The 22696-nt window shown below is 57.0% G+C and carries 23 protein-coding genes and 2 pseudogenes; 10 read left to right on the top strand and 15 right to left on the bottom strand.

The features are described from left to right. Positions 1–7: 7 nt before the first annotated feature. From AC2FLZ_RS08465 to AC2FLZ_RS08435, 7 genes are read right to left on the bottom strand one after another with little or no spacing between them, the layout of a single operon-like run. Positions 8–1291 (bottom strand): amidase, encoded by a 1284-nt coding sequence (locus AC2FLZ_RS08465; protein ID WP_496882068.1) that lies wholly within the window; start codon positions 1289–1291, stop codon positions 8–10. Beyond that, positions 1288–2478 carry a YlbE family protein gene (locus AC2FLZ_RS08460; protein ID WP_496715901.1) on the bottom strand — a complete coding sequence of 397 codons (1191 nt, stop codon included), beginning with the start codon at positions 2476–2478 and terminating at the stop codon, positions 1288–1290. The genes AC2FLZ_RS08465 and AC2FLZ_RS08460 overlap by 4 nt, the downstream gene beginning before the upstream one ends. After that, positions 2478–3104, bottom strand: a complete 627-nt coding sequence (locus AC2FLZ_RS08455; protein WP_496715899.1) for a hypothetical protein — start codon at positions 3102–3104, stop codon at positions 2478–2480. The genes AC2FLZ_RS08460 and AC2FLZ_RS08455 overlap by 1 nt, the downstream gene beginning before the upstream one ends. Then, complete coding sequence (locus AC2FLZ_RS08450; RefSeq protein ID WP_496715897.1) at positions 3104–3736, bottom strand: hypothetical protein; 633 nt, start codon at positions 3734–3736, stop codon at positions 3104–3106. Before AC2FLZ_RS08450 ends, AC2FLZ_RS08455 begins: the two co-directional genes overlap by 1 nt. After that, positions 3733–5103: a Rieske 2Fe-2S domain-containing protein gene (locus tag AC2FLZ_RS08445; protein WP_480520646.1), complete on the bottom strand. Its 1371-nt coding sequence runs from the start codon at positions 5101–5103 to the stop codon at positions 3733–3735. The genes AC2FLZ_RS08450 and AC2FLZ_RS08445 overlap by 4 nt, the downstream gene beginning before the upstream one ends. A gap of 24 nt (positions 5104–5127) precedes the next feature. Next, entirely contained in the window at positions 5128–6588 is a 1461-nt protein-coding gene (locus AC2FLZ_RS08440; RefSeq protein ID WP_496882067.1) for an aldehyde dehydrogenase, read from the bottom strand. Then, positions 6589–7611, bottom strand: coding sequence for a succinylglutamate desuccinylase/aspartoacylase family protein (locus AC2FLZ_RS08435; RefSeq protein WP_496882066.1), 1023 nt, complete (start codon positions 7609–7611; stop codon positions 6589–6591). 129 nt (positions 7612–7740) lie between these two features. Between AC2FLZ_RS08435 and AC2FLZ_RS08430 the strand changes: the two genes are divergently transcribed. From AC2FLZ_RS08430 to AC2FLZ_RS08420, 3 genes are read left to right on the top strand one after another with little or no spacing between them, the layout of a single operon-like run. Beyond that, positions 7741–8835 carry a pyridoxal phosphate-dependent aminotransferase gene (locus AC2FLZ_RS08430; protein ID WP_496715894.1) on the top strand — a complete coding sequence of 365 codons (1095 nt, stop codon included), beginning with the start codon at positions 7741–7743 and terminating at the stop codon, positions 8833–8835. Beyond that, complete coding sequence (locus tag AC2FLZ_RS08425; RefSeq protein WP_480477985.1) at positions 8835–9383, top strand: decarboxylase; 549 nt, start codon at positions 8835–8837, stop codon at positions 9381–9383. Before AC2FLZ_RS08430 ends, AC2FLZ_RS08425 begins: the two co-directional genes overlap by 1 nt. Continuing rightward, a complete protein-coding gene (locus AC2FLZ_RS08420) occupies positions 9380–9952 on the top strand; it encodes a thiamine pyrophosphate-dependent enzyme (RefSeq protein ID WP_496882065.1) in 573 nt (190 codons plus the stop codon). Before AC2FLZ_RS08425 ends, AC2FLZ_RS08420 begins: the two co-directional genes overlap by 4 nt. On the opposite strand, the gene AC2FLZ_RS08415 is transcribed toward AC2FLZ_RS08420, so the two are convergent. From AC2FLZ_RS08415 to AC2FLZ_RS08395, 5 genes and pseudogenes are all read right to left on the bottom strand, one after another. Then, the gene (locus tag AC2FLZ_RS08415) at positions 9939–10829 is read right to left on the bottom strand and encodes a LysR substrate-binding domain-containing protein (RefSeq protein WP_480520636.1); all 891 of its coding nucleotides are present in this window, start codon (positions 10827–10829) and stop codon (positions 9939–9941) included. The two genes, AC2FLZ_RS08420 and AC2FLZ_RS08415, sit on opposite strands and share 14 nt — an antisense overlap. Positions 10830–10948: 119 nt before the next feature. Then, a complete protein-coding gene (locus tag AC2FLZ_RS08410; RefSeq protein WP_496882064.1) occupies positions 10949–11527 on the bottom strand; it encodes a helix-turn-helix domain-containing protein in 579 nt (192 codons plus the stop codon). 412 nt (positions 11528–11939) lie between these two features. Then, the gene (locus tag AC2FLZ_RS08405) at positions 11940–12398 is read right to left on the bottom strand and encodes a formylglycine-generating enzyme family protein (protein ID WP_496882063.1); all 459 of its coding nucleotides are present in this window, start codon (positions 12396–12398) and stop codon (positions 11940–11942) included. After that, on the bottom strand, positions 12398–12679 hold the full coding sequence (locus AC2FLZ_RS08400; RefSeq protein WP_496882062.1) for a formylglycine-generating enzyme family protein: 282 nt from the start codon (positions 12677–12679) through the stop codon (positions 12398–12400). The genes AC2FLZ_RS08405 and AC2FLZ_RS08400 overlap by 1 nt, the downstream gene beginning before the upstream one ends. A 41-nt stretch (positions 12680–12720) precedes the next feature. Further along, positions 12721–12903 (bottom strand): annotated as a pseudogene (locus AC2FLZ_RS08395) (DDE-type integrase/transposase/recombinase); the annotation flags it as partial. A gap of 106 nt (positions 12904–13009) precedes the next feature. Between AC2FLZ_RS08395 and AC2FLZ_RS08390 the strand changes: the two are divergent. The 5 genes and pseudogenes from AC2FLZ_RS08390 to AC2FLZ_RS08370 all read left to right on the top strand — a co-directional run. Then, positions 13010–13194 (top strand): annotated as a pseudogene (locus AC2FLZ_RS08390) (DDE-type integrase/transposase/recombinase); the annotation flags it as partial. Positions 13195–13810: 616 nt separating this feature from the next. Further along, on the top strand, positions 13811–15439 hold the full coding sequence (locus AC2FLZ_RS08385; protein WP_496882061.1) for a peptide ABC transporter substrate-binding protein: 1629 nt from the start codon (positions 13811–13813) through the stop codon (positions 15437–15439). A gap of 66 nt (positions 15440–15505) precedes the next feature. Beyond that, positions 15506–16429 (top strand): oligopeptide ABC transporter permease OppB, encoded by a 924-nt coding sequence (gene oppB / locus AC2FLZ_RS08380; protein WP_209507493.1) that lies wholly within the window; start codon positions 15506–15508, stop codon positions 16427–16429. Positions 16430–16439: 10 nt separating this feature from the next. Further along, positions 16440–17369, top strand: a complete 930-nt coding sequence (locus AC2FLZ_RS08375) for an ABC transporter permease subunit (RefSeq protein ID WP_480478073.1) — start codon at positions 16440–16442, stop codon at positions 17367–17369. A 1-nt stretch (position 17370) separates the two neighbouring features. Then, positions 17371–19176, top strand: coding sequence for an ABC transporter ATP-binding protein (locus AC2FLZ_RS08370; protein ID WP_480520627.1), 1806 nt, complete (start codon positions 17371–17373; stop codon positions 19174–19176). A gap of 92 nt (positions 19177–19268) precedes the next feature. Here the strand turns inward: AC2FLZ_RS08370 and AC2FLZ_RS08365 are convergent, their stop codons facing one another. The 3 genes from AC2FLZ_RS08365 to AC2FLZ_RS08355 all read right to left on the bottom strand — a co-directional run bounded on the left by AC2FLZ_RS08365 (position 19269) and on the right by AC2FLZ_RS08355 (position 21156). Continuing rightward, positions 19269–20330 (bottom strand): YeeE/YedE family protein, encoded by a 1062-nt coding sequence (locus tag AC2FLZ_RS08365; protein ID WP_496882060.1) that lies wholly within the window; start codon positions 20328–20330, stop codon positions 19269–19271. 42 nt (positions 20331–20372) lie between these two features. Next, complete coding sequence (locus AC2FLZ_RS08360; protein WP_480520690.1) at positions 20373–20681, bottom strand: metalloregulator ArsR/SmtB family transcription factor; 309 nt, start codon at positions 20679–20681, stop codon at positions 20373–20375. 100 nt (positions 20682–20781) lie between these two features. After that, complete coding sequence (locus AC2FLZ_RS08355) at positions 20782–21156, bottom strand: hypothetical protein (protein ID WP_480520623.1); 375 nt, start codon at positions 21154–21156, stop codon at positions 20782–20784. An 80-nt stretch (positions 21157–21236) separates the two neighbouring features. Here AC2FLZ_RS08355 and AC2FLZ_RS08350 point away from each other — a divergent pair, with 80 nt between their 5' ends. Together AC2FLZ_RS08350 and AC2FLZ_RS08345 are read left to right on the top strand one after the other, a co-directional pair. Further along, complete coding sequence (locus tag AC2FLZ_RS08350) at positions 21237–21977, top strand: cytochrome c biogenesis CcdA family protein (protein ID WP_496882074.1); 741 nt, start codon at positions 21237–21239, stop codon at positions 21975–21977. A 14-nt stretch (positions 21978–21991) separates the two neighbouring features. Beyond that, a complete protein-coding gene (locus AC2FLZ_RS08345) occupies positions 21992–22570 on the top strand; it encodes a thioredoxin family protein (protein WP_480520688.1) in 579 nt (192 codons plus the stop codon). Positions 22571–22696 lie beyond the last annotated feature (126 nt).

Raw genomic sequence — 22696 nt, 5'->3', positions numbered from 1 at the left:
CGGGCGACTACTGCGCCAAAACACCGTGTGCCCAATGCGCAATATCCAGCAGCCTGGTATCGTCGCCTTTTCGACCGATCAGTTGAAAACCCAGTGGCAACCCGTTCTGATCCGCGCCAAAGGGCAAAGCGATCGAAGGCACCTGCAACAGGTTCCACATCCGCGAATACAGAGGGTTTCCGGTGGCCCCAAGTCCTTCCGGTGCCGGGCCCGGGGCGGATGGCACAAGCAAGGCATCCGTGTCCCGGAACATCTGATCCAGCATTGCTTCTGCCCGATGCCGTACCGCCAATGCTGCGTGATATTCCACATCGCTGACTTCCAAACCGGCGGTGATAAGGTCGTAAAACTGTTGGCTGATCTTCGGCACTCCAACGGCGTGCTCGGCGGCGCGCAGACGGGCGGCCTCGTATCCCATAACGGTGATATGAGCTTGTGTCAGATCTGCGAAGACATGCGGATGAGTAATTTCACCAGTGTCGGCGCCCAAGGCGGCAAGTACGGACAGGGCGCGCGTGCAGGTGTCGCGCATCTCAAGCGAACCATCTTGCCAATAGGGCCCCCGCATCAAACTGATGCGGGGAAGGGCCTCGTCGAAATCTGCCGGGGGCAGCAGATCGGTGCCGCACAGTACAGCATCGCTCAGCGCGAGGTCGCGGGGATCGCGTGCCAGAATGCCCACCGTATCGAGGCTTAGGGACAGACCCATGACACCGGTCAGATCGTAGCGTCCGGTAGTTGGCTTGAAGCCGCAGACCCCGCAATAGGCGGCTGGGCGGATCAGCGAAGCCGCGGTTTGAGATCCAAATCCCAAAGGGGCCATGAAATCAGCCACAGCCGCGGCCGAACCGGATGATGATCCACCTGGTGTATGCCCCGGATTGGCCGGGTTTGCAGTCTTGCCGGGTCGGAAATAGGCGAATTCGGTGGTTACCGTCTTGCCGATCGGAATGGCACCTGCGTCCAGAAAGGCCTGCACACAGGTCGCGTTCCGATCAGGGCGGCGATCCGAATAAAGGTCGCTACCCCAACCGGTCGGCATGTCATCGGTGTCGATGATGTCCTTGATCACAAATGGCACGCCATGGAGCGGTCCGCCAACGGGGAGTGCGTCGGCAGATCTTGCACGCTCCATGGCGCGCTCGGCATCGAGGGTCTGAAAAGCCCCGATGACGGGTTCACGGTTTTCGATCCGGTCCAGATGATCCGCCATCACTTCGGATGGTTTCACCTCGCCAGCCCGGATCATTGCAGCCAGTGCGTGGGCGGAGTGATGGTTCAGCTGCGTCATGCCTCCAGCGCTTTCAGGGCGTCGGCAAAAGGCGTGACAGGCATGTCATAGATGCCTCCGCCCAGGCGTCCGGCTTCGCCCAGCCGGTCAAGAATGCCCAGGCCGATCACGGGCCCTGAACCCTGTTCTACTGCGCCGCGCGCGGTGCTTCCCAATTGAACATCCAATGCGCGGAAATAGGGATGCGCCCCGACCGACAGGCCGGACATGCGTGCCTGCGCATCTTCGGGCAGATAAGCCCCCAGACCCTTTTTCTGCTCCGGGCTCAGATCGATGGCCATGGCCCCCAACCCGAAGGCTTCGACGACGGCGCTGTCACCGATAGCACCAAGCGCCCGCTCCTGTGGCAGGTCTACCTCAAACGTCCCTTTGGGCGGGCTGGCCGGGATTGTGAACCACTGGCCCGGCAGACCGGAGATCTGAATGCCTGTTTCGCGCCCATTGCCACCTGCCGCGGTGACGAAGCTGGAGCCGTCAATCCCTTCGGCCAGTTTCATCATACATTTAGTTGCCGCCATCCACAGGTTCAGAAACAGCGAAGGTGAGCTATCCATAAAAGCCAGCACATCGTCATCCGTGATCACGCCCGGCGTGCGATCCTTGAGTTCGGCAATCAGCGCCTGCGCGGCTACAGATGTGCGCCCGTGGCAATCATCCCCACCCGTCAGGCCGATCACGGCGAGTGGGACCAGAGCAATCCCTTCAGCGATCCCTTTCTCCAGCACGTCTAGAAACCGGGTATTGAGCCATTGGATATGGTCCAGCACCGCCTTGGACCGCAGTCCAAGCCGCATTGCCGGACGGCTACCCCCATTGATCGGCGCATAAACCTGCTGCCGACCGCGCCACGCGTCATAAACCGTGTGCAGCGGCATATCCGCCGAGACCACGGCGGCCAGCGGCGTCACCACATTATGATCCTGTGCAGGTCTCAGGAGGATTTCACCTGCGTCGATCATCCCCTCGGCCTGATCGAAATCCTTCGCAAGCCCCTGCCAGACAGCAGCGACGCAGGCAGAATTCAGGATCGGTGCAGTAATCTGATCGAAGCTGGCAAAGGCGGGGCCTGCGTGCAGCAGAACGTTCTCGTCCAAACCCAGCGCATCAGACGCGGTATTGAACCGGTTCCAGACCGGTTGGGTCACCATGGCCTTGTCAAAGGCCAGCTGATCTGCGGCGTGCAGCATCACGTATCCTCCGGCGGGATGATCCATGTTTCCGAGAAATACAGGAATGCCGTCGTCGTCTCATATCCGGCCTGCACCCGTGTACCCAGTTTGCCCGGCAAAGCATGGCCATTGACAATGATCTGCGCCGAATGGGCAGGCACCAGCAGCGAGAACATGTTCTGCTCGCCCGAGGCGACCTCATGTGGCGACAGTTCCAACGCGCGGGGTGGTTCGAACCCTTCCCAGACCAGCTCAACGGTCAGGTTCACGCCTACGATGGTCTCGGTGTAGCGATGGCTCATCGGATCGCCTGAGGAACGCACAACCTGCGCGCCAATCTCGGGCAGGGTGGCGAAAGCAGGGGCGTTGGCGAAAGCGGCCAGTTTGCTGATGAAGTTGGTCTTCAGAAAAGCCGTGAGATCAGGATTGTCGCTGAGAATTACGTTCGGAGCCTCAGGTGGTCCTTCCACCTGATCCGGGGTTCCGTAAAGCAAGAGCACCTGACCTTGGCCGACCGGAGACCATGCCACGCGAAAGAACAGCGCCATGGCTGAGAAGTTGTCAATGTCGTCTTTGAGCAGGATGCCCGGGTTTTCGCCTGTCCAGTCGACGATGCCGGGTGTGATAGGTTCGTTCAAAGGCATCACAGATATTCCTGCGGGGTTACCCAGGTTTCCGAGAAGGCGAGGAAGGCCGTCGACATGGTGCGGCCAAAGAACTGGCGGCTAGCGACCTGACCGGGCAGGCGGGTGCCGTTGATGACAACCTGCGCCGCCTTGGCCTCCAAAAATACCGAATACATTTCATGCGCTTTAGTAGCCGAGTTCTCCTTGGTCACCTCTACCGGCATTGGTGGACCCATGTCCTGCCAGATCATCTCGACCGTAACGCCCGAGCCGCGCAGGGTTTCGGAGTATCGGGACTTCAGATCGCGGGGGCGCTTTTCGACGCTGTCGCAGTCCAGCCAGCTCATCGCGCCGAGACCCGCCTTGCCAATGAAGGTCGGCATCTTTGTCACCCATCCATCGACGATCCAGCGCATCATCCGCTGGTTATCGGTCATGACCAGGTTTGGCACACGCGGCCAGCCCTGCGCCTGATCGGGCGCCCCGAGGATCAGTGCTGCGTGTCCACGACCATAAGGTGACAGAACCACCCGAAAGAAAAGCGCCAGCGTGTCATAGTGATCCTGGTCGGGGTCCTGTTTCAGATAGATGCCCGGGTTTTCACCGGACCAGTCCACTCGGCCGGGGTTATGGGGGATGCGCGCTGTCATGACCAGCTCGCTTCATACTCTTTCAGCGCATCAACGATGAACGACTTGCGAGCCTCACCCTGCAGGTGGTCACCGGATTTGTAGATTTCAGCTACCTGATGCGAGATCTCTTTGAGTACTGCCCCGTCGTCCCGCCCCACCTGCAATGGAATGCGCAGCATGGTGTCACCAGCATATGTCGGTATCACCTTGCCGGCGAAATTGTCAGAGGGTTGAGGCGGTCTTTCGCCACTCTTCAGAGCGCGAATGGCGTTGCGCAGCAGGCGACGCGCTTTGGCCACGCCCCGGTCGGTAAAGCTGAGGTTTTCGCGGGCGTGGATATTCTTGGGCCCCTGACTGACCCAGGCGTCATAGTCCCCCGGATCGCGTTGCCGCATCTCATACGGTCGGTCGGGATCCTGGCCGTAGAAATCGGTCATTCCAAAACCCACCTTGCTTTTATCAGTCAGACCCTTTGGATCGTCATTCGCCACAGCATCCCGGAAATGCCGCCAGGCGATGACCATCGTGTTGGTGTCGTCAATTGGAGTAATCCAGCGCGACAGCCCGCAGCGTCCAAAATAGCGCGGCCCATCCGGCACCGGGAAATGACCGCCGTTCTGGGTGAACGAGGGCAACATATGATCATGGATGCGGACCCAGACGATATCCTCCACACGCCGGACATTCGTGTAGAAATCGCCGGTCTGGCTTTCGTGAAACTCGATCATCGGCATTTCGGCAAAGGCGTCGATGAACTGGCTGCGCACAGCCAGAGTGTGCAGGTAGACCACATGGAACGGATCCCAGGCATTCTCCATCACTTGCAGCCAGTTGCAGGGGGACTTGATGAGATAGGGCACCAACTCGTCACCTTCGTCATCGAAGGTATCCATGACCGGGAAGGGGGGCTGCGCGACGGCCGGACCCATATAGGCAAAGGCCAACCCTTTGTATTCGATCACCGGATACGCCCCCAGGCAAGCCTTTTTCTTGACCTGAGAGGCAGGTGGTTCACACGGGGTTTCCAGAATGGTGCCGTCAAGTCCGTATTTCCAGCCGTGATAGGAACACCTGATGCCGCCTTCCTCTACAATGCCAAACTCAAGGCTCATATTGCGGTGGCAGCAATGCAGATGGGTCAGGCCTAGCTTGCCTTCTTTTTTTTCGCGAAACAGAACCAGATCTTCGCCCAGAATGCGCAGACGATAGGGCAGGTCGCCGATCTGGTCAGTCATCGCCACCGGCATCCAGAACCGGCGCAGATATTCGCCGCATGGCGTGCCGGGGCCGACTTCAGTCATCTCCGGGTCGGGCTCTTGTTGCCAAACGCTCTGCTGGTCGTGACCGCGGAAATTGCCCTCGGGGGTTGAGAAATGATCGTTCATGGCATCCTCCGTGCGTATCGGTGGTCAGGGGAATGGATCGGGGACTGGCGCGGTGCCGGTCCATATCGATTTGACCTGACAGAAATCCTTGATGGCGTTCGGGCCAAGTTCACGCCCATAGCCCGACAGCTTGATCCCGCCGATGGGGCTGGCAGGGTCTACGCTGCGATAGTGGTTGATGTAGACCGTGCCTGCCGCAATAGCCCCGGCGATACGCGCGCCCTTGTCGGCATCGGTCGTCCACACCCCTGCAGCCAGCCCATAGTCGCTGTCATTGGCCAGCGCGATGGCTTCGTCTTCGGTAGTGAATGAGGTTACGGCAAGAACCGGGCCGAACACTTCTTCACGCCAAAGCTGCATGTCGGGGCTTACATTGTCGAACACCGTCGGCCCGATATGGAATCCGTTCCGACCCGCTGCCGTAGCGGTTCCATCCAGCAGGCAGGCTGCGCCATCGGCCTTGGCACGTTCGATCATCGCCGTCACCTTGCGCAGATGCGGCTCGTTGGCCAGTGGTGCGATCTGAGTGTCTGGGTCCATCGGGTCACCCATCCTAAGCGCTCGCGCCCGGTCGACCAGGCGTGATACCAGCTTGTCTTTCAACCCGGCCTCAACAATCAGCCTTGAACCGGCGACGCAGGTTTGACCGTTCGACAGGAAGATGCCGGACAGGATTCCGTTGACCACATTGTCCAGATCGCAGTCGGCAAAGACCACCTGCGGAGACTTTCCACCCAGCTCCAGCACCGCAGGGATTACTCCGGCTGAGGCAGCCTCGGCCACTTTACGACCGCCAAAATCCGAGCCGGTAAAAGTGACCTTGCGCGTCAGGGGGTGACGAACCAACGCCTCGCCCACTTCGTGACCCAGTCCGGTGACCACGTTTAACACCCCGGGCGGCAGTCCTGCTTCGTGCGCCAGCCGTGCGAATTCCAGAGTCGAGGCCGAGGCCATTTCAGAAGGTTTCACAACCACCGTATTGCCCGCCGCCAATGCCGGTGCCAGCTTCCAGGCAAGGATCATCAACGGAGAGTTCCATGGCGTGATGGCGACCACGACGCCATAGGGCAAATGGTACCCAACGCTCTGCACGCCTGGGACGTTGTTGGCTTGCGTTTCGGGTTGTAGTTTGCGCGCCTCTGCCGCGAAATACCTGAACCAGCTGTGCAGCCCGGAAAATTGTCCGCGCACCTCGGCAATGCGCTTTCCGTTGTCGCGGATTTCAGGCGTTACAAGCTCTTCCCAGCAGGTTTCCAAGATGTCTGCCAATCGGTCGAGCGCATCCGACCTCTCTGGCGGCCCCGACTTTGCCCATGGCCCGTTCCGGAAAGCATGATCGGCATCCCGGATAGCCTGATCGGCGGTTTGTGCGTCGCAACGGGCGACCTTGCACCAGACCTGACCAGTGGCGGGGTCGACGCTGGGCAGGGTTTCACCATCCCAATCAACAAAGGCACCGGAAATGAACGGAGAGCAGGTTTTCATTCAACGTCCCTCGGGCACGGGTTGGGCAACCAGCGCCAGCAAATCGCCCCGGCGTACAATGCCGTGATTGCCATGGGCCAGAACATGGCCCGTTGCGGGAAAGGTAAGCTTGACAGCTGCGCGTTCCGGTTCGGTCGGAAAGTGCAGAGTACCCGCCAGATCACCTTTGATTACCTGTTGCCCGGCAGCGCAGCGGCGGTCGAACAGGCCATCCGCAGGCGCATGGATCGAATGCAGCGGATCGGCGACTTCCACACATTGCGCCGGTGCTGGGGCAGGAGAGCCGCCCGGCAGAATGCCCAGATGTTTCAGGCAGCGTATCAGCCCGGCTTCAGCAAGGTCAGTGGCATGAGGATCGACACCCCCTCCGCCACTAAGTTCTGCTGCGATCATCGGAACTCCGGCGCGGGCAGCGGCAGCATTCACCGAGCGGTTGTCGTTATGCACGCCCAGTACCCAGATCAGCGGAAGCCCAAAGGCGCGGGCCAAATCCATGTTGGCTGCGGTCAGGTCTGTGTCATCCCCCCTTGCCGCCAGTGCGCAAGGATCGAAAACGGACGCCTTACCACCTGAGTGCAGGTCTATGGCTGCGTCAACGCGGTGCAGCAGTACGGTTTCGACAAAATGCGCCAGCATGGCCGTCGGGCCACCATCCGCATCGCCCGGAAAAGCGCGGTTCAGGTTCTGACCATCCAATGGCGAAACCCGCGACGAAGCCTGAAAGGCGGGCGCGTTCAGGGCCGGGATCAGGATCACCTGCCCGGAGAGTTCGGCAGGGTTCAGCCGTTCCGCCAGACGCAGGATTGCTGAGGGCCCTTCGAATTCGTCCCCATGTGTGCCGCCCAGAATCAGGACAGACGGCCCCGGTTTGCCCCGCAGGCTGATGATCGGGATGGGATGGTATCCCAGCGGTACGGTATTGTCGGACCATTTCAGCATAAGATCGCCAACCTGCCGACCCGGCGCATCCAGATTAATGGTCAGGTGAAGCCTGCTGGGTTGGGGTGAAAGCGTGTCGGTCATCCGGGTTCTTCTACTGGGCTGCGACTTTCATAACATAATTTTTTTGAAAGTGAATTGTCTAAAATTATATGTTGTGTGATATATGTATGAAATTGCCATTGCCGTCACTGGCGGCGCCGGAGGATTTGGATGGTCATAGCCCGTGCTAAAGCTGGAATAGACAGGATCAAACCTCATATGATGGGTGCGGCGTCCATGGACGTTCCGCCGCCTGCGATCCTTCTGAACTCGAATGAAAGTGTGTTTGGTCCCAGCCCGACGGCCCGCTCCGCCGCCTGTGCGGCCATCAGCAGTGTCGAACGCTATGTTGAAAACCCCGATCACATTCTGGCCCCAGCAATCGCCGAGAAATTTGGGCTGGACGCCGCACGGATCACCACCGGGCAGGGATCGGACGATCTGCTGGCCCGCCTGGCCCGCGCCTATCTGGGGCAGGGCACCGAGTTGATCCGCAGCGCAAACGGCTATCTCAAAGTACCGAACTACGCCTATGCCAATGACGCCGAGGTGGTGTCGGTCGCGGACGATGCCTTCAAACCCTCAGTCGACCGAATGATCGAGGCGGTGACTAAACGTACCCGGATCGTTTACCTTGCCAATCCCGAAAACCCGGCAGGTACATATCTGAACGGATCAGAGCTGCGCCGTCTTCATGCTGCGTTGCCTGAAAATGTGCTTCTGATCATTGATGCCGCCTACGAGGAATATGTCGATGCGGTGGATTATGAGCCTGCGCACAAGCAGGTGGAGGCTGCGGACAATGTTGTCATGTGCCGGACGTTTTCAAAGATTTTCGGACTGGCGGGCGCACGCGTCGGCTGGATGTTCGGGCCTGAGGATGTGGTCGACAGCGTGCGCCGGATCAGTCTGACCTTTCCCGTGGCGTCTTCTTCGGTTGCGGCAGCAGTTGCAGCACTGGAAGACACTGTGCACACCCGTTTTGTGCGAGAGACCAACCTGAATAATCGAAAATGGCTTTCGACCGCACTAACGGAACTGGGCCTGTATGTGGTTCCAAGCCAGACCAACTTTGTGCTGGTTCAGTTTCCAGATCCCAGGAAATCTGCCGAAGCGGTGGATCGGTTCTTGCGGCAGCGCGGCGTTGCCGTCCGCCGGTTCGCCTCGCCCGCCTATCGCGACTATATCCGCATTACCATTGGCCACCGCCATGAATTGCAGGCGGCACGGGACGGGATCGCTGCGTTTCTGGCCGGAGGTGCCTGATGGTCGCGTCCCCTCAACCAGCAGAAGATGCTCCGCAGGTCGCGCATCCATCCGGCGCCGCAATCATAGCCGCAATCAAGGTGGCGGGTGTTCGTGAAATAGTTGCGCTGCCGGATATTGTTACCAGTGATGGACTTCTCTGGCCGATCTCACGCGATCCCGTATTTCGCCTGACCCGTATCTGTAAAGAAGATGAGGGCGTCAGTATTTGCGGGGCGATGTCATACAACGGTACGCGGGCGGTCTTGATGATGCAGCAAACCGGGTTGATGGATTCCCTGAATGCGATCCGGGCCATTGGCGTCGACTATGAACTGCCGGTGGTCATGATGGTTGGACTGCAAGGCAAGGAGCCACATATGCACCCGGATCAGTCAGCCTCTTACGGGGTGCGGATCGTCCGGCCGGTGCTGGACGCTATGGAGCTGTCACATTCCCTGATCGAGGAACCGGGAGATGAAGACCATATCCCGCAGGCGATCGAAGCGGCCTATGCGGCCTCAAGACCTCATATTTTCCTGATTGGCCGCGCACCGGAGGCGCCATGACAATGCACCGCGATGCCGCGTTGAAAGCCCTGATCCCTCATGTCCGCGAGGAGGACATCGTTGTCGCCGTGTATCAAAACTGTTTCGACTGGCTTGCCCTAAACCCGCGCGATCTGAACTATGTGGCTGTCGGCGCAATGGGACAGGCATCCTCTCATGGTTTGGGTCTGGCACTGGCCAATCCTGATCGGCGTGTGATCGTGCTGGATGGCGACGGCAGCCTGCTGATGAATCTGGGAACTTTGGTGACGATTGCCAATGCGGGAGTGACAAACCTTTACCATTTCCTTTCGGCCAACCGCGTCTATGAGGTGAACGGCTCGCACCCTTTGCCCGGCGCGGACAGAGTGGATTTTACTGCTATGGCATGGGCCGCCGGTTATGCCGGAGTGCAGCGATTTACCACGCTGGATCAGTTTTCTGCGGCGCTGCCGCAGGTGCTGTCATCCAACGGTCCACAGTTTGTTTCTATGGAACTAACGGCAGGTGCCCCCTATCCGCGGGACTACACGTATATTCACAGCGCACAGGCGCGTGCCAGTTTCCGCGAGGCGCTTAATCGCCGTTGATCTGAGATTGCACGATCTTTAGAAAGGATTGCCCGACGGCAGACAGGGGCTTGTTTTTGGACCAGAACAGAACTGCCCGAAAGGTCAGAGGTGCCGCAAAGGGCAGGGCGACACAGTCAGGAATTGTTCTGAGGTAATCCAGGCTGGCCCCGACAACCGAGACGCCCAACCCACGCGCAACAAGACGGCATACTGCGTCGGTAGTGCGCGTCTCATACTGCATCTGCCGTTGAATGCCTTTTGCCTCGAAAAACTGATCCATCTCGAACCGGAACCGCGAGGAAGGCATGTATGAGATAAAATTCTCACCAGCCAGATCCTGCGCCTGTACAAGGGTTTTCCCGGCCAGAGGGTGACCAGTTGGAACGACGCAGCACACATCGCTGTTCCGGATAACCAGACTATCAAAGGACGGGTTGGCGGGTTCGGTCGTCGTGACCCCGAAATCGTAATTCTGCGAGACCATCCATTCGACCGCATCGTCGCTGGGCGCGATTTCCATCCGGGCCATGGCCTGCGGCCAGGTGGCGGCGAATTCTTGAATCAGATCGGGGGCCAGTTGGGACGACACCCCCGGGGTGATCACAAGGCTAAGCCGCGCGTGGCCGAATTTCCCGATGGCAGTCGCAGATTCCTTGATGTGTTCCATGCCGCTGACGGCCTGCCGAACTTCTTCCACCAGCAGACGGGCCTCATCCGTGGGCACCAGCACCCGGCCCGAGCGTTGAAACAACCGAAATCCAACTTCGGCCTCAAAGTCCGAAATCAGGCGACTGACCGCGGGCTGCGAGATACCCAGCATCGCCGCCGCCTCGGTCACGGTTCCGGTCGAAACCACGGTTCGAAAAGCGTCAACCTGTTTGAAAGTGATCTTCATGCGGGGACTAGGCCTGATTGAGATTTACGGTCGGATTATTCATAGTTTCACATAATATAGGAATATGAAATGGTTCCGGTGGGTTATACGGCCCGATGCCGTCGGAATGTGATGCCTGCTTACTGCGGACGTGTTGAAACGGTGATGAATTCAATCGCATTTGACAGGATTTGATGAAAGCCATGAGGCAGCTTGGCGTCAAAGCTCAGCGTATCTCCGGCGGCCATCGTAAAATCCTCGGTCCCGCATCGATAGACCGCCGTGCCCCTGATCATATAGAGAAAGACGTACCCTTCATGCTGATAGCTTGGCAGGCTTTCTGACTGGTCACGTGAGATGGTGATATGGGCAGACTGAAACGTGCCACCGGGCCCGCTATGTTTGCCCAGCAACATGTAATCATGTGCGTGGCCCTGCGTGATGCGCCGCGATGGCAACCCGTCGCCCGCTTTGACATGATGCACATCAGCTGCCACTTCGGAATGTGCAAACAGCGCCATCAGCGCGACGTCCAGAGCATCCGCCAATGATTGCAACGTGCCAAGTGAAGGGGATACATGCCCGTTTTCGATCCGGCTGATCATCGCGGTTGAAATCTGCGCCCGGGTGGCCAGATCCGCCAGCGTCAGATTACGCTCCTGCCGCAACCTTTGCAGAGTCTGTCCGACTTCTTTTTCAGTATCCGTTTTATTTACCATCAAGCGATCGCCATTCATCCTTGTCTGGATGTTGATAGCGGTTGGCAGGAATGGCCGCAAACTTTTCCCGACCCGGTTCTGCGGGGAATTGTGGGTCAGTTGTAAGGTCGTTCTGGCTTAGGTTTTAATCGTACCATCCTCAACCCAGGCGTCGAACTGTGCAAGAACAGCGTCGCAGAATGCAGCGTTGTTGATGTGTGCGTCCAGTCCGGTCATCGAAAGAATCTGTTGGTAGGTTGCTTAGGAATCTCCGTGTATGACCGCAAACCCTACCGGAAAGGGTACTCATTTTCTATCGCTGTTCGCATGTCCTGATCCCGATTTTCAGATCGGGTGAAAAAACGGGCGAACTCATCATGCGGCTCGATCGGCGTTCTGAATCATCCTGGGTCATCGCGCACTACGCGAAAGCCTACATCGAACGATCTGAGGTTGGATCAAAGGCAGATCGGTTGGCGGATCTGGCGTAGGTCATTGAGTAGTGAGAGGTTCCTCCTCTCGCAACACGGCGGCAACCCGGTTCTCCTGTTCGAGGCTTTGGGTAGTCACTGAATTCGGCATAGGCAGATTCGTCATAGCAATCCTGCACCCATTCGGAAACATTGCCGTGGATGTCGTGCAGTCCGAACGCGTTTGGCGCATATTCCCCAACCGGGACGGTCTTGGCCACGGTTGTATTGGCGATCCGGTCAGCGGTTGTTCTGATATCCCAGTTTGCGTCAGTTGCCATTAATTCTGTGCCTGTATGATAGGGGGTGGTTGTGCCAGCGCGGGCGAAATACTCCCATTCGGCTTCGGTCGGCAGCCGGTAGAGATGTCCGGAAACCCCCGTCAGCCAGCTTAGGTATTGCGCAGTGTCATACCAGCTCACTAGATGACGGGCCTTGCGCCTCGACCCCAGTCGACATCCGCCGGGTCAAGCGTGCAGGCGCGTGCATCCTGGCAGAATTGCCAGTCATCAAAGGTGATCTCGAACTGGCTGACCGAGAGTCCATCCGGAACTGTGACAAGATGTACCGGCCCTTCGTCCACGCCGCGACCGGCTTCGCCGTCTGGAGATCCCATATGGTATTCTCCGCCAGGCAGAGGCACCATGCCCGGACATTGGACGCAATCCTTGAAAACGCGCGCATCATCATGGTTCTGTTGCAAAGATTTGAGCCCGCTGAGTTGTTTCAGCAATCGCTTATGAGTCAGGTGGCGAGCTCAGCGAACTGCTGAAATGGACAGAGTCTGGGTGTGAATTGGTCCTTGTGGATCATATGCGACGCTTCGATTCCGTCGAGCGTTGCCGCCGCTGAAGCGAAGGCCTTGAACCCCATCATTGGCCGCGTGCGTCTCTTGATGAAACGGTGGTCCTGTTCCACGATATTGTTATCCGCCATTCGTGCTCCCAACGCCCCAATCCCGGTGGTTCAATAATAAACCACATTGAAGTCTTCGGAACCTCCGATTGAAGCGTCGCGATCATTCATGCCGGATAATAACCTGATCGAACAGGATCATCGGCTTATTAAGCGTCGCGTACGACACATGTGCAGGTTCAAATCATTCAGATCCGCATCGGCGACTTTGGACGGTATCGAGGTCGCCAACATGATCCGGAAGCGGCATTCTCAGGCGATACGACTTCCGGCTTTCAGCTATTCGCCAAGATAGCAGGATAAGTATATCCAGTAAGTCGCTTACTCTGGCCGTCCCAAAAATTTGCGACACATCCCACACGGTTCGGGGTCGAAAGCCACTTTCGGTTCAGCTCTGCCCTGCCGGAAGACCACTTGCGAGAGGGGCTTGCAAAGCTCAACGTTCTGACCGGTGATATTCTAAACCACGCGTGACGGGTAACGGATTGCAGGATTGTTAAAACGTCGCCACTGATTCGCGCCGTTTTGGTTTGTCGGAGACCGGGATGCGGTTGCCATTCGGGCACGAGGGATCGTTCGGAACCCGCGTGGCTTCACGAAAATGTCACGAAAACCGGGCCGATCCTCAGAAAATTGCCAGCGACAGGTCGTTGGGGATATTTCTGCTTATGGTTGCTTGAAATTTCATCAAGGCTTTATCCCAGAGCCAAAAGATGTCACGGTTTGCGGCAGCGAAAGACAACTTTCGCAACTTCTTTACCGACAGAAACCAAGAAAGCTGCGACGCAGTGTTCCTTGCGAATTGGCAAAATCAAAATCGAAATGAACGAAGTCTCAGCGGGCGTCGGTCTAATCCGGCTGCTGCGTGCGACCCCGATCAAGTGGGGCCGCGCAGCGACGAACTTATGGGAGAGAAATCATGAACAGATACATTCGGAACTCAGTGGCGGGGCTTTTGTCGTCGACCATGATCACAGGTGCCGCGTTTGCCGCTGGCACGCATCCTGAAACCGGCGAAGCGCTGGCGGACGATCAGACCTTTACCTACCGCATTCTGGACGAGCACAGCTCGGTCGATCCGCAGGTTGTCGAAGACGTTTCCGGTGCTGAAATTGTACGTGACCTGTTTGAAGGGCTGATGAACCAGGATGAGGATGGCAATCTGGTTCCGGGCGTTGCAACAGGTTACACCGTCGATGACAGCAAGAAGGTTTACACCTTCACACTGCGCGACAATGCGAAATGGTCGAATGGCGACCCGGTAACCGCCGGAGATTTCGTTTTTGCATGGAAACGCGCAGTTGATCCGGCACTGTCCTCTCCTTACGCGTGGTTCATGGAGCTGATGTCGATCGAAAACGCTTCGGCAATCATCGCAGGCGAAAAGCCGATTGATGATCTGGGCGTCAAAGCCATCGATGACACAACCCTGGAAGTCACGTTGAGCGCGCCGCTGCCGTATTTCCCGCAGATGACGACGCATTCGACAACCTTCCCGGCACCTCAGAAGGTGATAGCGGAATTTGGTGACGAATGGACCAAACCGGGAAACATCGTGTCGAATGGCGCGTATGTTCTGACCGAGCACTTGCCGCAGGAACGTTCGGTCCGTGAGCGCAACGAGATGTACTGGGACAATGACAACACCATCATCGACAAGGTTGTGGCACTGGTCATCAATGATGAAAACGTAGCCCTGACCCGCTATCTGGCCGGTGAACTGGACCGGACCGAAGTTCCTGCCGGTCAATTCCCGCGTCTGCAAGAAGAGCATCCGGGCGAGGCCATCAGCTTCCCGCGCCTGTGCAACTATTACTACACGTTTAACGTGTCTGACAGCGGCCCTGAAGTATTCAAGAACCCCAAAGTTCGTCAGGCTCTGTCGCTAGCCGTTGACCGGGACATCATCACCAAGAACATCAAGGCCGGTGGCGAGCCGCCCGCGTATACATTTGTGCCAGAAGCAACCGCAGGCTTTACGGTTCCGGTCGTTGAAATGGCGTCAATGAGCCAGACCGAGCGCGATGAGCTGGCCAAGGAACTGTTGGCCGAGGCCGGCTTTGGTGCGGATAACCCTTTGACCTTCTCGATGGTCTACAACACTTCGGAAGCCCACAAGAAAGTTGCTGTCGCGCTGAGTCAGATGTGGAAGCAAAAACTGGGCGCCAATGTTGAACTGGCCAACATGGAATGGAAAGTCTTCCTGGAAGAGCGGGGCAACCAGAACTTTGATCTGGCCCGCGGCGCGTGGTGTGGCGACTATAACGAAGCCTCAACCTTCCTTGACCTGTTGCAGTCGGATTCGGGCTACAACGACGGCAAGTATAACAATGCCCGTGTGGACGAGTTGTTGGCCGAAGCCAAAACTTCGGACGATCCGGCACCGCTGTACACCGAGGTCGAGCGTATTATCGCTCAGGAAACCCCCGTTATCCCGATCTATCACTATGCTGGTGTCTACATGATGGACAGCGATGTCGGAAACTGGCCGGTCAAAAACGTAGAGCAAAACTGGTATTCCAAGAACCTCTACAAAATCGCCGAGTAATCATCTTCTGACCATGACCTGCCCCGAAGTTTTCTTCGGGGCAGCGCCATCTATTGGGGGCATTGAATGCTTGCCTATGTCATTCGGCGGGTGCTGACCGCCATACCGACGATCCTGCTGCTGATCGTCGCCTGTTTCTTTTTGATGCACTATGCGCCCGGTGGGCCCTTTACCTCGGAACGGACATTGCCGCCGCAGGTTCTGGCCAATATCGAGGCGCGGTATGGTCTGGACCAGCCGTTGTGGAAGCAACTCTGGGACTATCTGTACAATATCGTTGTGCATTTCGATTTTGGACCGTCCTTCAAGTTCAAGGACCGCGATGTGAACGACATCATCGCGCAGGGCTTTCCGATCTCGCTGACCTATGGGTCGCTGTCCTTTCTGGTCGCTACTGTGGTTGGCATCGGGCTGGGGATTGCCGCCGCGATCCGGCACAACAGCTGGATCGACTACTTTGCGGTTGGGCTGGGGATTGCAGCGCAGGCGCTGCCCAACTTCATCATGGGTCCGATCCTGATCCTGACCTTCACCCTGTGGCTGGGATGGTTGCCCGGCGGTGGGTGGAATGGTGGTCAATGGCCCTATCTGATCATGCCGGTTATCGCCCTTGCGACATCTTACATGGGATCGATTGCACGGATCACCCGGTCTTCAATGCTGGAGGTTCTGAATTCGAACTTTATCAGAACCGCCCGTGCCAAGGGCCTGCCGACAAGAACCGTGATCTGGCGCCATGCGATGAAGCCGACCTTGCTGCCGGTCGTATCTTATCTGGGGCCGGTGTTTGTTTATGTGCTGACCGGATCCGTCTTTGTTGACATCTACTTCTCGACCGGTGGTCTGGGGCAGGCTTATGTCGGCTCGGCCTTGTCACGCGACTATGCTGTGCTGCTTGGGGTTACGATCCTCTATGGCGTTCTGACCGTTCTGGTAAACCTGCTGACCGATCTGGCCTATGCCTGGTTCGATCCGAAGATCCGCTACTGAGGGGCTGGATATGCTAGGAAAATCACAAAAAGCCGCGCATCTGGCCGAAGAAATCACCGATTATACAGCCGTTCAGGGGCGTTCGCTCTGGCAGGACGCGCGCATGCGCTTTGTAAGAAACAAAGCGGCAATGGCCAGTGTGTTCATTTTGCTGCTTATCGTGTTGTTCACAATCCTTGGCCCGTATTTTGCGGTCTGGAGCAATGAAGAGATCGACTGGAATGTCATGGGCGATGTCCGGGGCATGGGAATGCCGTCGATGGAAACGGGTCACTATTTCGGTGTCGATGATCTGGGGCGCGATCTGTACAGCCGCGTCATTCAGGCTACCACGACGTCCCTGCTTGTGGGGTTGATCGGGGCGGCGACCGCTCTGATCGTTGGTACGTGTTATGGCATTACTGCCGGTTACTTTGGGGGTCGGACGGATGGCGCCATGATGCGTTTTGTCGACATCCTTCTGGCTATCCCGACAACTCTGATCATCATCCTTCTGCTGGTTGTTGCCGGGCGATCCTTCTTCACGCTTTTCATCGCACTGGGCGCGGTTGGATGGCTGACCATGTCACGTATCGTTCGCGGGCAGACGCTTGCCCTGAAGAACCGCGAATTCATCGAGGCTGCTCGCGCCGCGGGCGTCAGTGAATTCACGATCATGTATCGCCATATATTGCCTAATCTGCTGGGTGTCGTGATCGTCTATGCGTCGCTTCTGGTGCCCGAAATGATCCTGACCGAAAGCTTCATCTCATTCCTGGGTCTGGGAATTTCCGAACCTTACACGTCGCTGGGAAGACTGATCGCAGAAGGGGCGGGAACCATGGGCTATGGAACGCTGTGGCAATTGATGTTCCCGCTGACATTCTATGTCGCCATTATCATCACGATGTTCTTCATCGGCGATGGTCTGCGTGACGCTTTGGACCCGAAGGACCGCTGATATGAGTCTGTTTTCCGTAAAGAACCTGAGCGTCCGGTTTGACACCCCCGATGGTGTCGTCGAGGCGGTCAAGGATATCAGTTTTGATATCAATCCGGGCGAATGCCTTGGTATCGTTGGTGAAAGTGGATCCGGCAAAAGCCAGACTTTCATGGCCGCTATGGGTTTGTTGCCCTCTGCCGGACACGCCAGCGGGTCAGCCAAGCTGAACGGTCAGGAGATATTGAACCTGCCAGTGAACAAGCTGAACCAGATCCGCGGCGATGATGTTGGCATGATCTTTCAGGATCCTCTGACCGCTTTGACACCACATCTGAAGATTGGGCAGCAGATGCGCGAAGTGCTGCAGGTCCACGAGGGCCTGAAGGGGTCCGCGGCGCGCGCGCGCTGTCTGGAGTGGTTGGACAGGGTGCGAATTCCCGAAGCGGGCCGTCGTCTGGACCAGTTCCCGCACGAATTATCCGGCGGAATGCGGCAGCGTGTGATGATTGCGATGTCGATGCTGTGCAGCCCCAAACTGCTTATTGCGGACGAGCCGACGACAGCGCTGGATGTTACTGTTCAGGCAGACATCCTTGACCTGATGGTTCACCTGCAAAAAGATGAGGGCACCGCAATTGCACTGATCACGCATGACATGGGCGTCGTTGCGCGCATGTGCGACCGGGTTCAGGTCATGCGGATGGGTGAATTCGTCGAAGCCGGTGAAACACGCGCGCTGTTCCGAAATCCGCAACATGAATACACGCGGGCCCTGCTGGAGGCGATGCCCCGGATTGATTCCGGCGACGCACCGCGCGCTTTGGAAAAGGCCGAAGAACCCCTTCTCAAGGTCGATGATGTCAAGGTTCATTTCCCTATTCATGTCTCTGGCGGGTTGTTCGGGCGCAAGGTTCCGCTGAAAGCTGTCGACGGTGTCAGCTTTGATATTCGCAAGGGCGAAACTCTGGGTGTCGTGGGCGAATCCGGTTGCGGAAAATCGACACTGGCGCGCGCGGTCTTGCAACTGATCGAACCCAGCGCGGGCGGCGTCAGCTGGTTGGGCCATCCGATCGTCGGCTTGAAGCGATCCGAGCTGAACAAATACCGCAAGGACCTGCAGATCGTGTTCCAAGACCCGTTGGCCAGTCTTGATCCACGCATGACCATTTCAGCGTCGATTGCTGAGCCGCTGAAAACCTACCGCCCCGATCTGACGGACCGGGAACGCAAACAGATGGTCGCCGAGATGATGGAGCGGGTTGGTCTACAGGCCAACATGATCAACCGTTACCCGCACGAGCTGTCCGGAGGGCAGAACCAGCGCGTCGGCATTGCACGGGCGATGATCAACAAGCCCAGGCTGATTATCTGTGACGAAGCGGTTTCAGCGCTCGACGTTTCCATTCAGGCACAGATTGTCGAGCTGCTAAAGGAACTTCAGCAGGAATTTGGCCTGTCGATGATATTCATCAGCCATGACTTGTCGGTTGTGCGTGCGGTATCGAACCGGATCATGGTTCTGTATCTTGGTCGGATTGTGGAAATGGGTGATGGAGAGGTGATCTGCTCGGAGCCGATCCATCCTTATACTCAATCACTGATCTCGGCCGTGCCGATACCGGACCCGGATGTAGAGCGGACGCGGCAGCGCCTTAAACTGCCGGGTGAGCTGCCATCGCCGCTGGATCCCAAAGCCGCGTTGCGGTTTTTGCCCAGCCGACTGGTCAACGGTCACAGTGATTATGTTCCAAAGCTGCAAGAAGTCGCACCAGACCATTTTGTAGCGGAACACGACACGCTGGATTCCATCATGGCCAATGGCTGATCGAAAGGTCTGTTGCAGGTTTTCGATGCTTGGTGCGTGCACCGAAAACCTGCGCAGGGACTGTTCGAAGAAACCGCAGCGTGTGGTGGGGCTTAACGTTCGGGAATGAAAGACAATCCTGACACAAGCTGTCGCAGGCCAAGAGCTGCTCCGGCAAAGATCGCCGCAAAGGTTATGGGCGCGCTATAGGCCAGCAGAGAAAAAGCGGAGATGCCTTGCCCGACACTGCATCCAACCGCAATTATTGCCCCGGGCCCCATTATCGCCGCCCCCAACATCTGCCGCTTAAGCTCACGTGGATCTTCGCAGGCTTCCCATCGGAAATGACCTTTTGACCATGACCCCAGGAAAGCACCAATCAGAACCCCTGAAACCGAACCGACCGCAAACGAGAGCGTGTTGCCTGAGGCGGTCATGAGATAGAACACGGTATCACCCAAAGGCGCGGCAAACGTGTGTGTCTGCAAGGTCTCACCGTCAAACCCGTGTGTGGCTACCCAATTGGTGCCAAGCCAGCCTGAAACGACTGCCAATCCGACCGCCGCACCCCAAAAAACCTGCGCAGGTGATTTACGAAAACGATCATTTGTCAGGGCAAACACTACTATGGCAGAGCCGACAAGCGTTCCTGTAACCCATGCAGGTATCGACGTCAGCCGTTCGGCAAGGAAGCTGACGCTTTGTGGATTACCGAGATCCATGGCTTCGGGAAAAAGCCAGATCCTGACATAGGCCAGAGGGCCGGACATGACCACATATGCGGAAAGGCCCACGATCAGGACAATGACGAATGACCGAAGGTCACCGCCGCCAAGGCGCGCGAGCGCGCCATAGCCACAGTTTCCGCTGATGGCCATGCCATATCCGAACATCAATCCGCCAATGACCGATCCGATCGGATTCCACGTCTGCGCAATATGGGTCGTGCTGAGTGGATCAATCCACCCTAACGCCATGCCCAAATGGCTGCCGACGATCGCAACACCAATCGCGACGGCCCACATACGCAGGCGCCGGTCGTCATTTGCATAAAGATAATCTTCAATCGCACCCAAGGTGCAGAACCGCCCAATGCGCGCGGCAAGCCCAAGTACAATGCCGCCGACCAGACCGACCAGCGCAACTGTATTGGCGTCTCCCAGAAGTTCGAACATGGCCAGTCTCCTCCCAAAGCTGGCGGTGTTTCTCTCGGGCTTCTACTTGTCCCGACAGAAAAGATTGTAGACGACTTCCAGAATCTGAGTCGACCGGTCGTCCGCCAATCTGTAGTAGATCGTTTTGCCTTCGCGTCGTGTCTTGACCAGCCCTTCAAAGCGCAGGCGGGACAACTGTTGGGAAACGGCAGCCTGTCTGGCCGACAGCATTTCCTCCATCTGCGTGACGGATTTCTCACCAGATGACAAATAACACAGAATCATCAGCCGCCCCTCATGGCTGATCGCCTTGAGGAAATTGGACGCCGTCTGGGCGTTATCCATCATCCTGTCCAAGTCCTCGTTGTACATGTCCTTGGTGAACACGGGCAGTTTCGACTGTTTGTCCAACAAGATCCTCTCGCTTTCGTGGCTTCACGTATTCAAAACAGTATATGTAAATCCTGGGGATTTAACCAGAGCTCTCGATCATTACTCCGGCGTCACGTAGTAAAACACCCAATAGCCCCCAGAAAAAGTCTTCGCCAGGATAACCCTCGATCCGGCCGATTTCATGACCGTCCTCCAGCAATACAAAGGTCGGCGTATAGAAAAGGGGCCGATCCAGGATAATCCATTCGGGCGTGGTTGCGTGGATGTCCGTTCGTTGCAATGGGGCAACTTTTCCTTCCGCTGTCAGCGGGTAGATTTCGGAAATCTCGGCGTCCCAGCGGGCGCACCACATGCACCCGTCTTCTTCCGCCATCAGCAACACCATTTCGGCCCGCGACGCAGCAGGCCAGATCAACAATGTGATGACGAACAATGTTTGAATTGCGTGACGCATCAAAAGCTCCGATTGACCGAGGTGGTATATCTTTATTATTTTGAATGTATGAATAATAGCCTGTCAGGACTGATTTGACCATGCTCGACATCACGTTTGCAGGGGCTCTGATCGCGGGGCTTTTGTCTTTCCTGTCCCCCTGCATTCTGCCCATAGTCCCGTTCTACCTAAGTTATCTGGCGGGTGTCGGGATGGAGCAGATTTCGGCTGGTTCGACGATCACCCCGGATGTTCGCCGCCGGGCGACCCTGTCAGCGATAGCTTTTGCCGCCGGGATCATCACGGTCTTCATGGCGCTTGGGGCCACGGCGTCGATCTTTGGTCAGATAGTACGCGCGTATTTCGACATTCTGCGATGGATCGCTGCGCTCATCATCATCGCGATGGGCCTGCATTTTCTGGGTCTTTTCCGTATCGGGTTCCTGTATCGACAGTTCCGTGCAGATATCGGCAAGACGACAAATGTAAGCGTGATCGGGGCATATGTTCTGGGGCTGTCTTTTGCCTTTGGCTGGACGCCTTGCGTCGGGCCGGTTCTGGCGGCGATCCTGTTCACGGCGGCCGGAACCGAAACCGCTTGGCGCGGTGCCGCGCTTTTGTTTGTCTATGGGGTTGGCATGACGGCGCCGTTTGTTCTGGCAGCCTTTTTGGTTCGACCCTTCATGCAATGGATGGCGCGCTTCCGGAAACATCTGGGAATCATTGAAAAGGCGATGGGTGTCTTGCTGATTCTTTTTGGCATCCTGATCGCGACCAATACCATAAATCTAATCGCACAATGGATGCTGGATCACATGCCTTGGCTGGCGGCCATCGGCTAATTCGGGAGGACACCATGACACGGGTAATACTGTTCTTGATTACAGGGCTGTTTGCAGGGGCGGTTTCCGCAGCTGAACTGGGGGATGACGGTCTGCATAAAACGCCGTGGATGCGAGACACGTTCAAAGACCTTCGTGAAGACCTTGAAGAGGCGAGGGGGGAAGGTAAGCGGCTGGTTCTGTTCATTGAACAACAGGGCTGCATCTACTGCAAAAAAATGCATGAAGAGGTTTTCCCCCAACCCGACCTGTCTTCGTATATCGAAGAAAACTTCTTTGTCGTTCAGCTGGACTTACACGGAAGCACCTTGGCCACCGATTTTGACGGAGAAGAAGCCGAGCAAAGATCACTGATGCGCAAATGGGGGATTCTGTTCACCCCTACATTGGTTTTCTTACCGGAGGACGTATCAGAGGATGCCACAGCAATCGAAGCGGCCGTTGCGGTCATGCCCGGGGCGTTCTCGAAGGGAACGACCCTCGATCTTTTTACCTGGGTCAATGAAAAACGGTACGAGCTTGATAATGGGGAAGATTTTCAACGGTATCATGCGCGCCGCATTCAAGAGCGAAACAATGTTTCGCAAGATTGATGCGGCGCAATATAAATAAAAAAATTCATTAAGATGAATTTAATGTTGCGATGAACCCTGCCCGTCGACTACGGTACACAGAGGCTTTGGGTCGCAAAGCGCCATCGGCGCGGTAGCAAATGGGAG

The sequence above is a fragment of the Ruegeria sp. YKSF131 genome (genome assembly GCF_059612645.1).
Note: the sequence above shows the minus strand (reverse complement) of the source record. Positions and strands in the feature narration are given on the sequence as shown.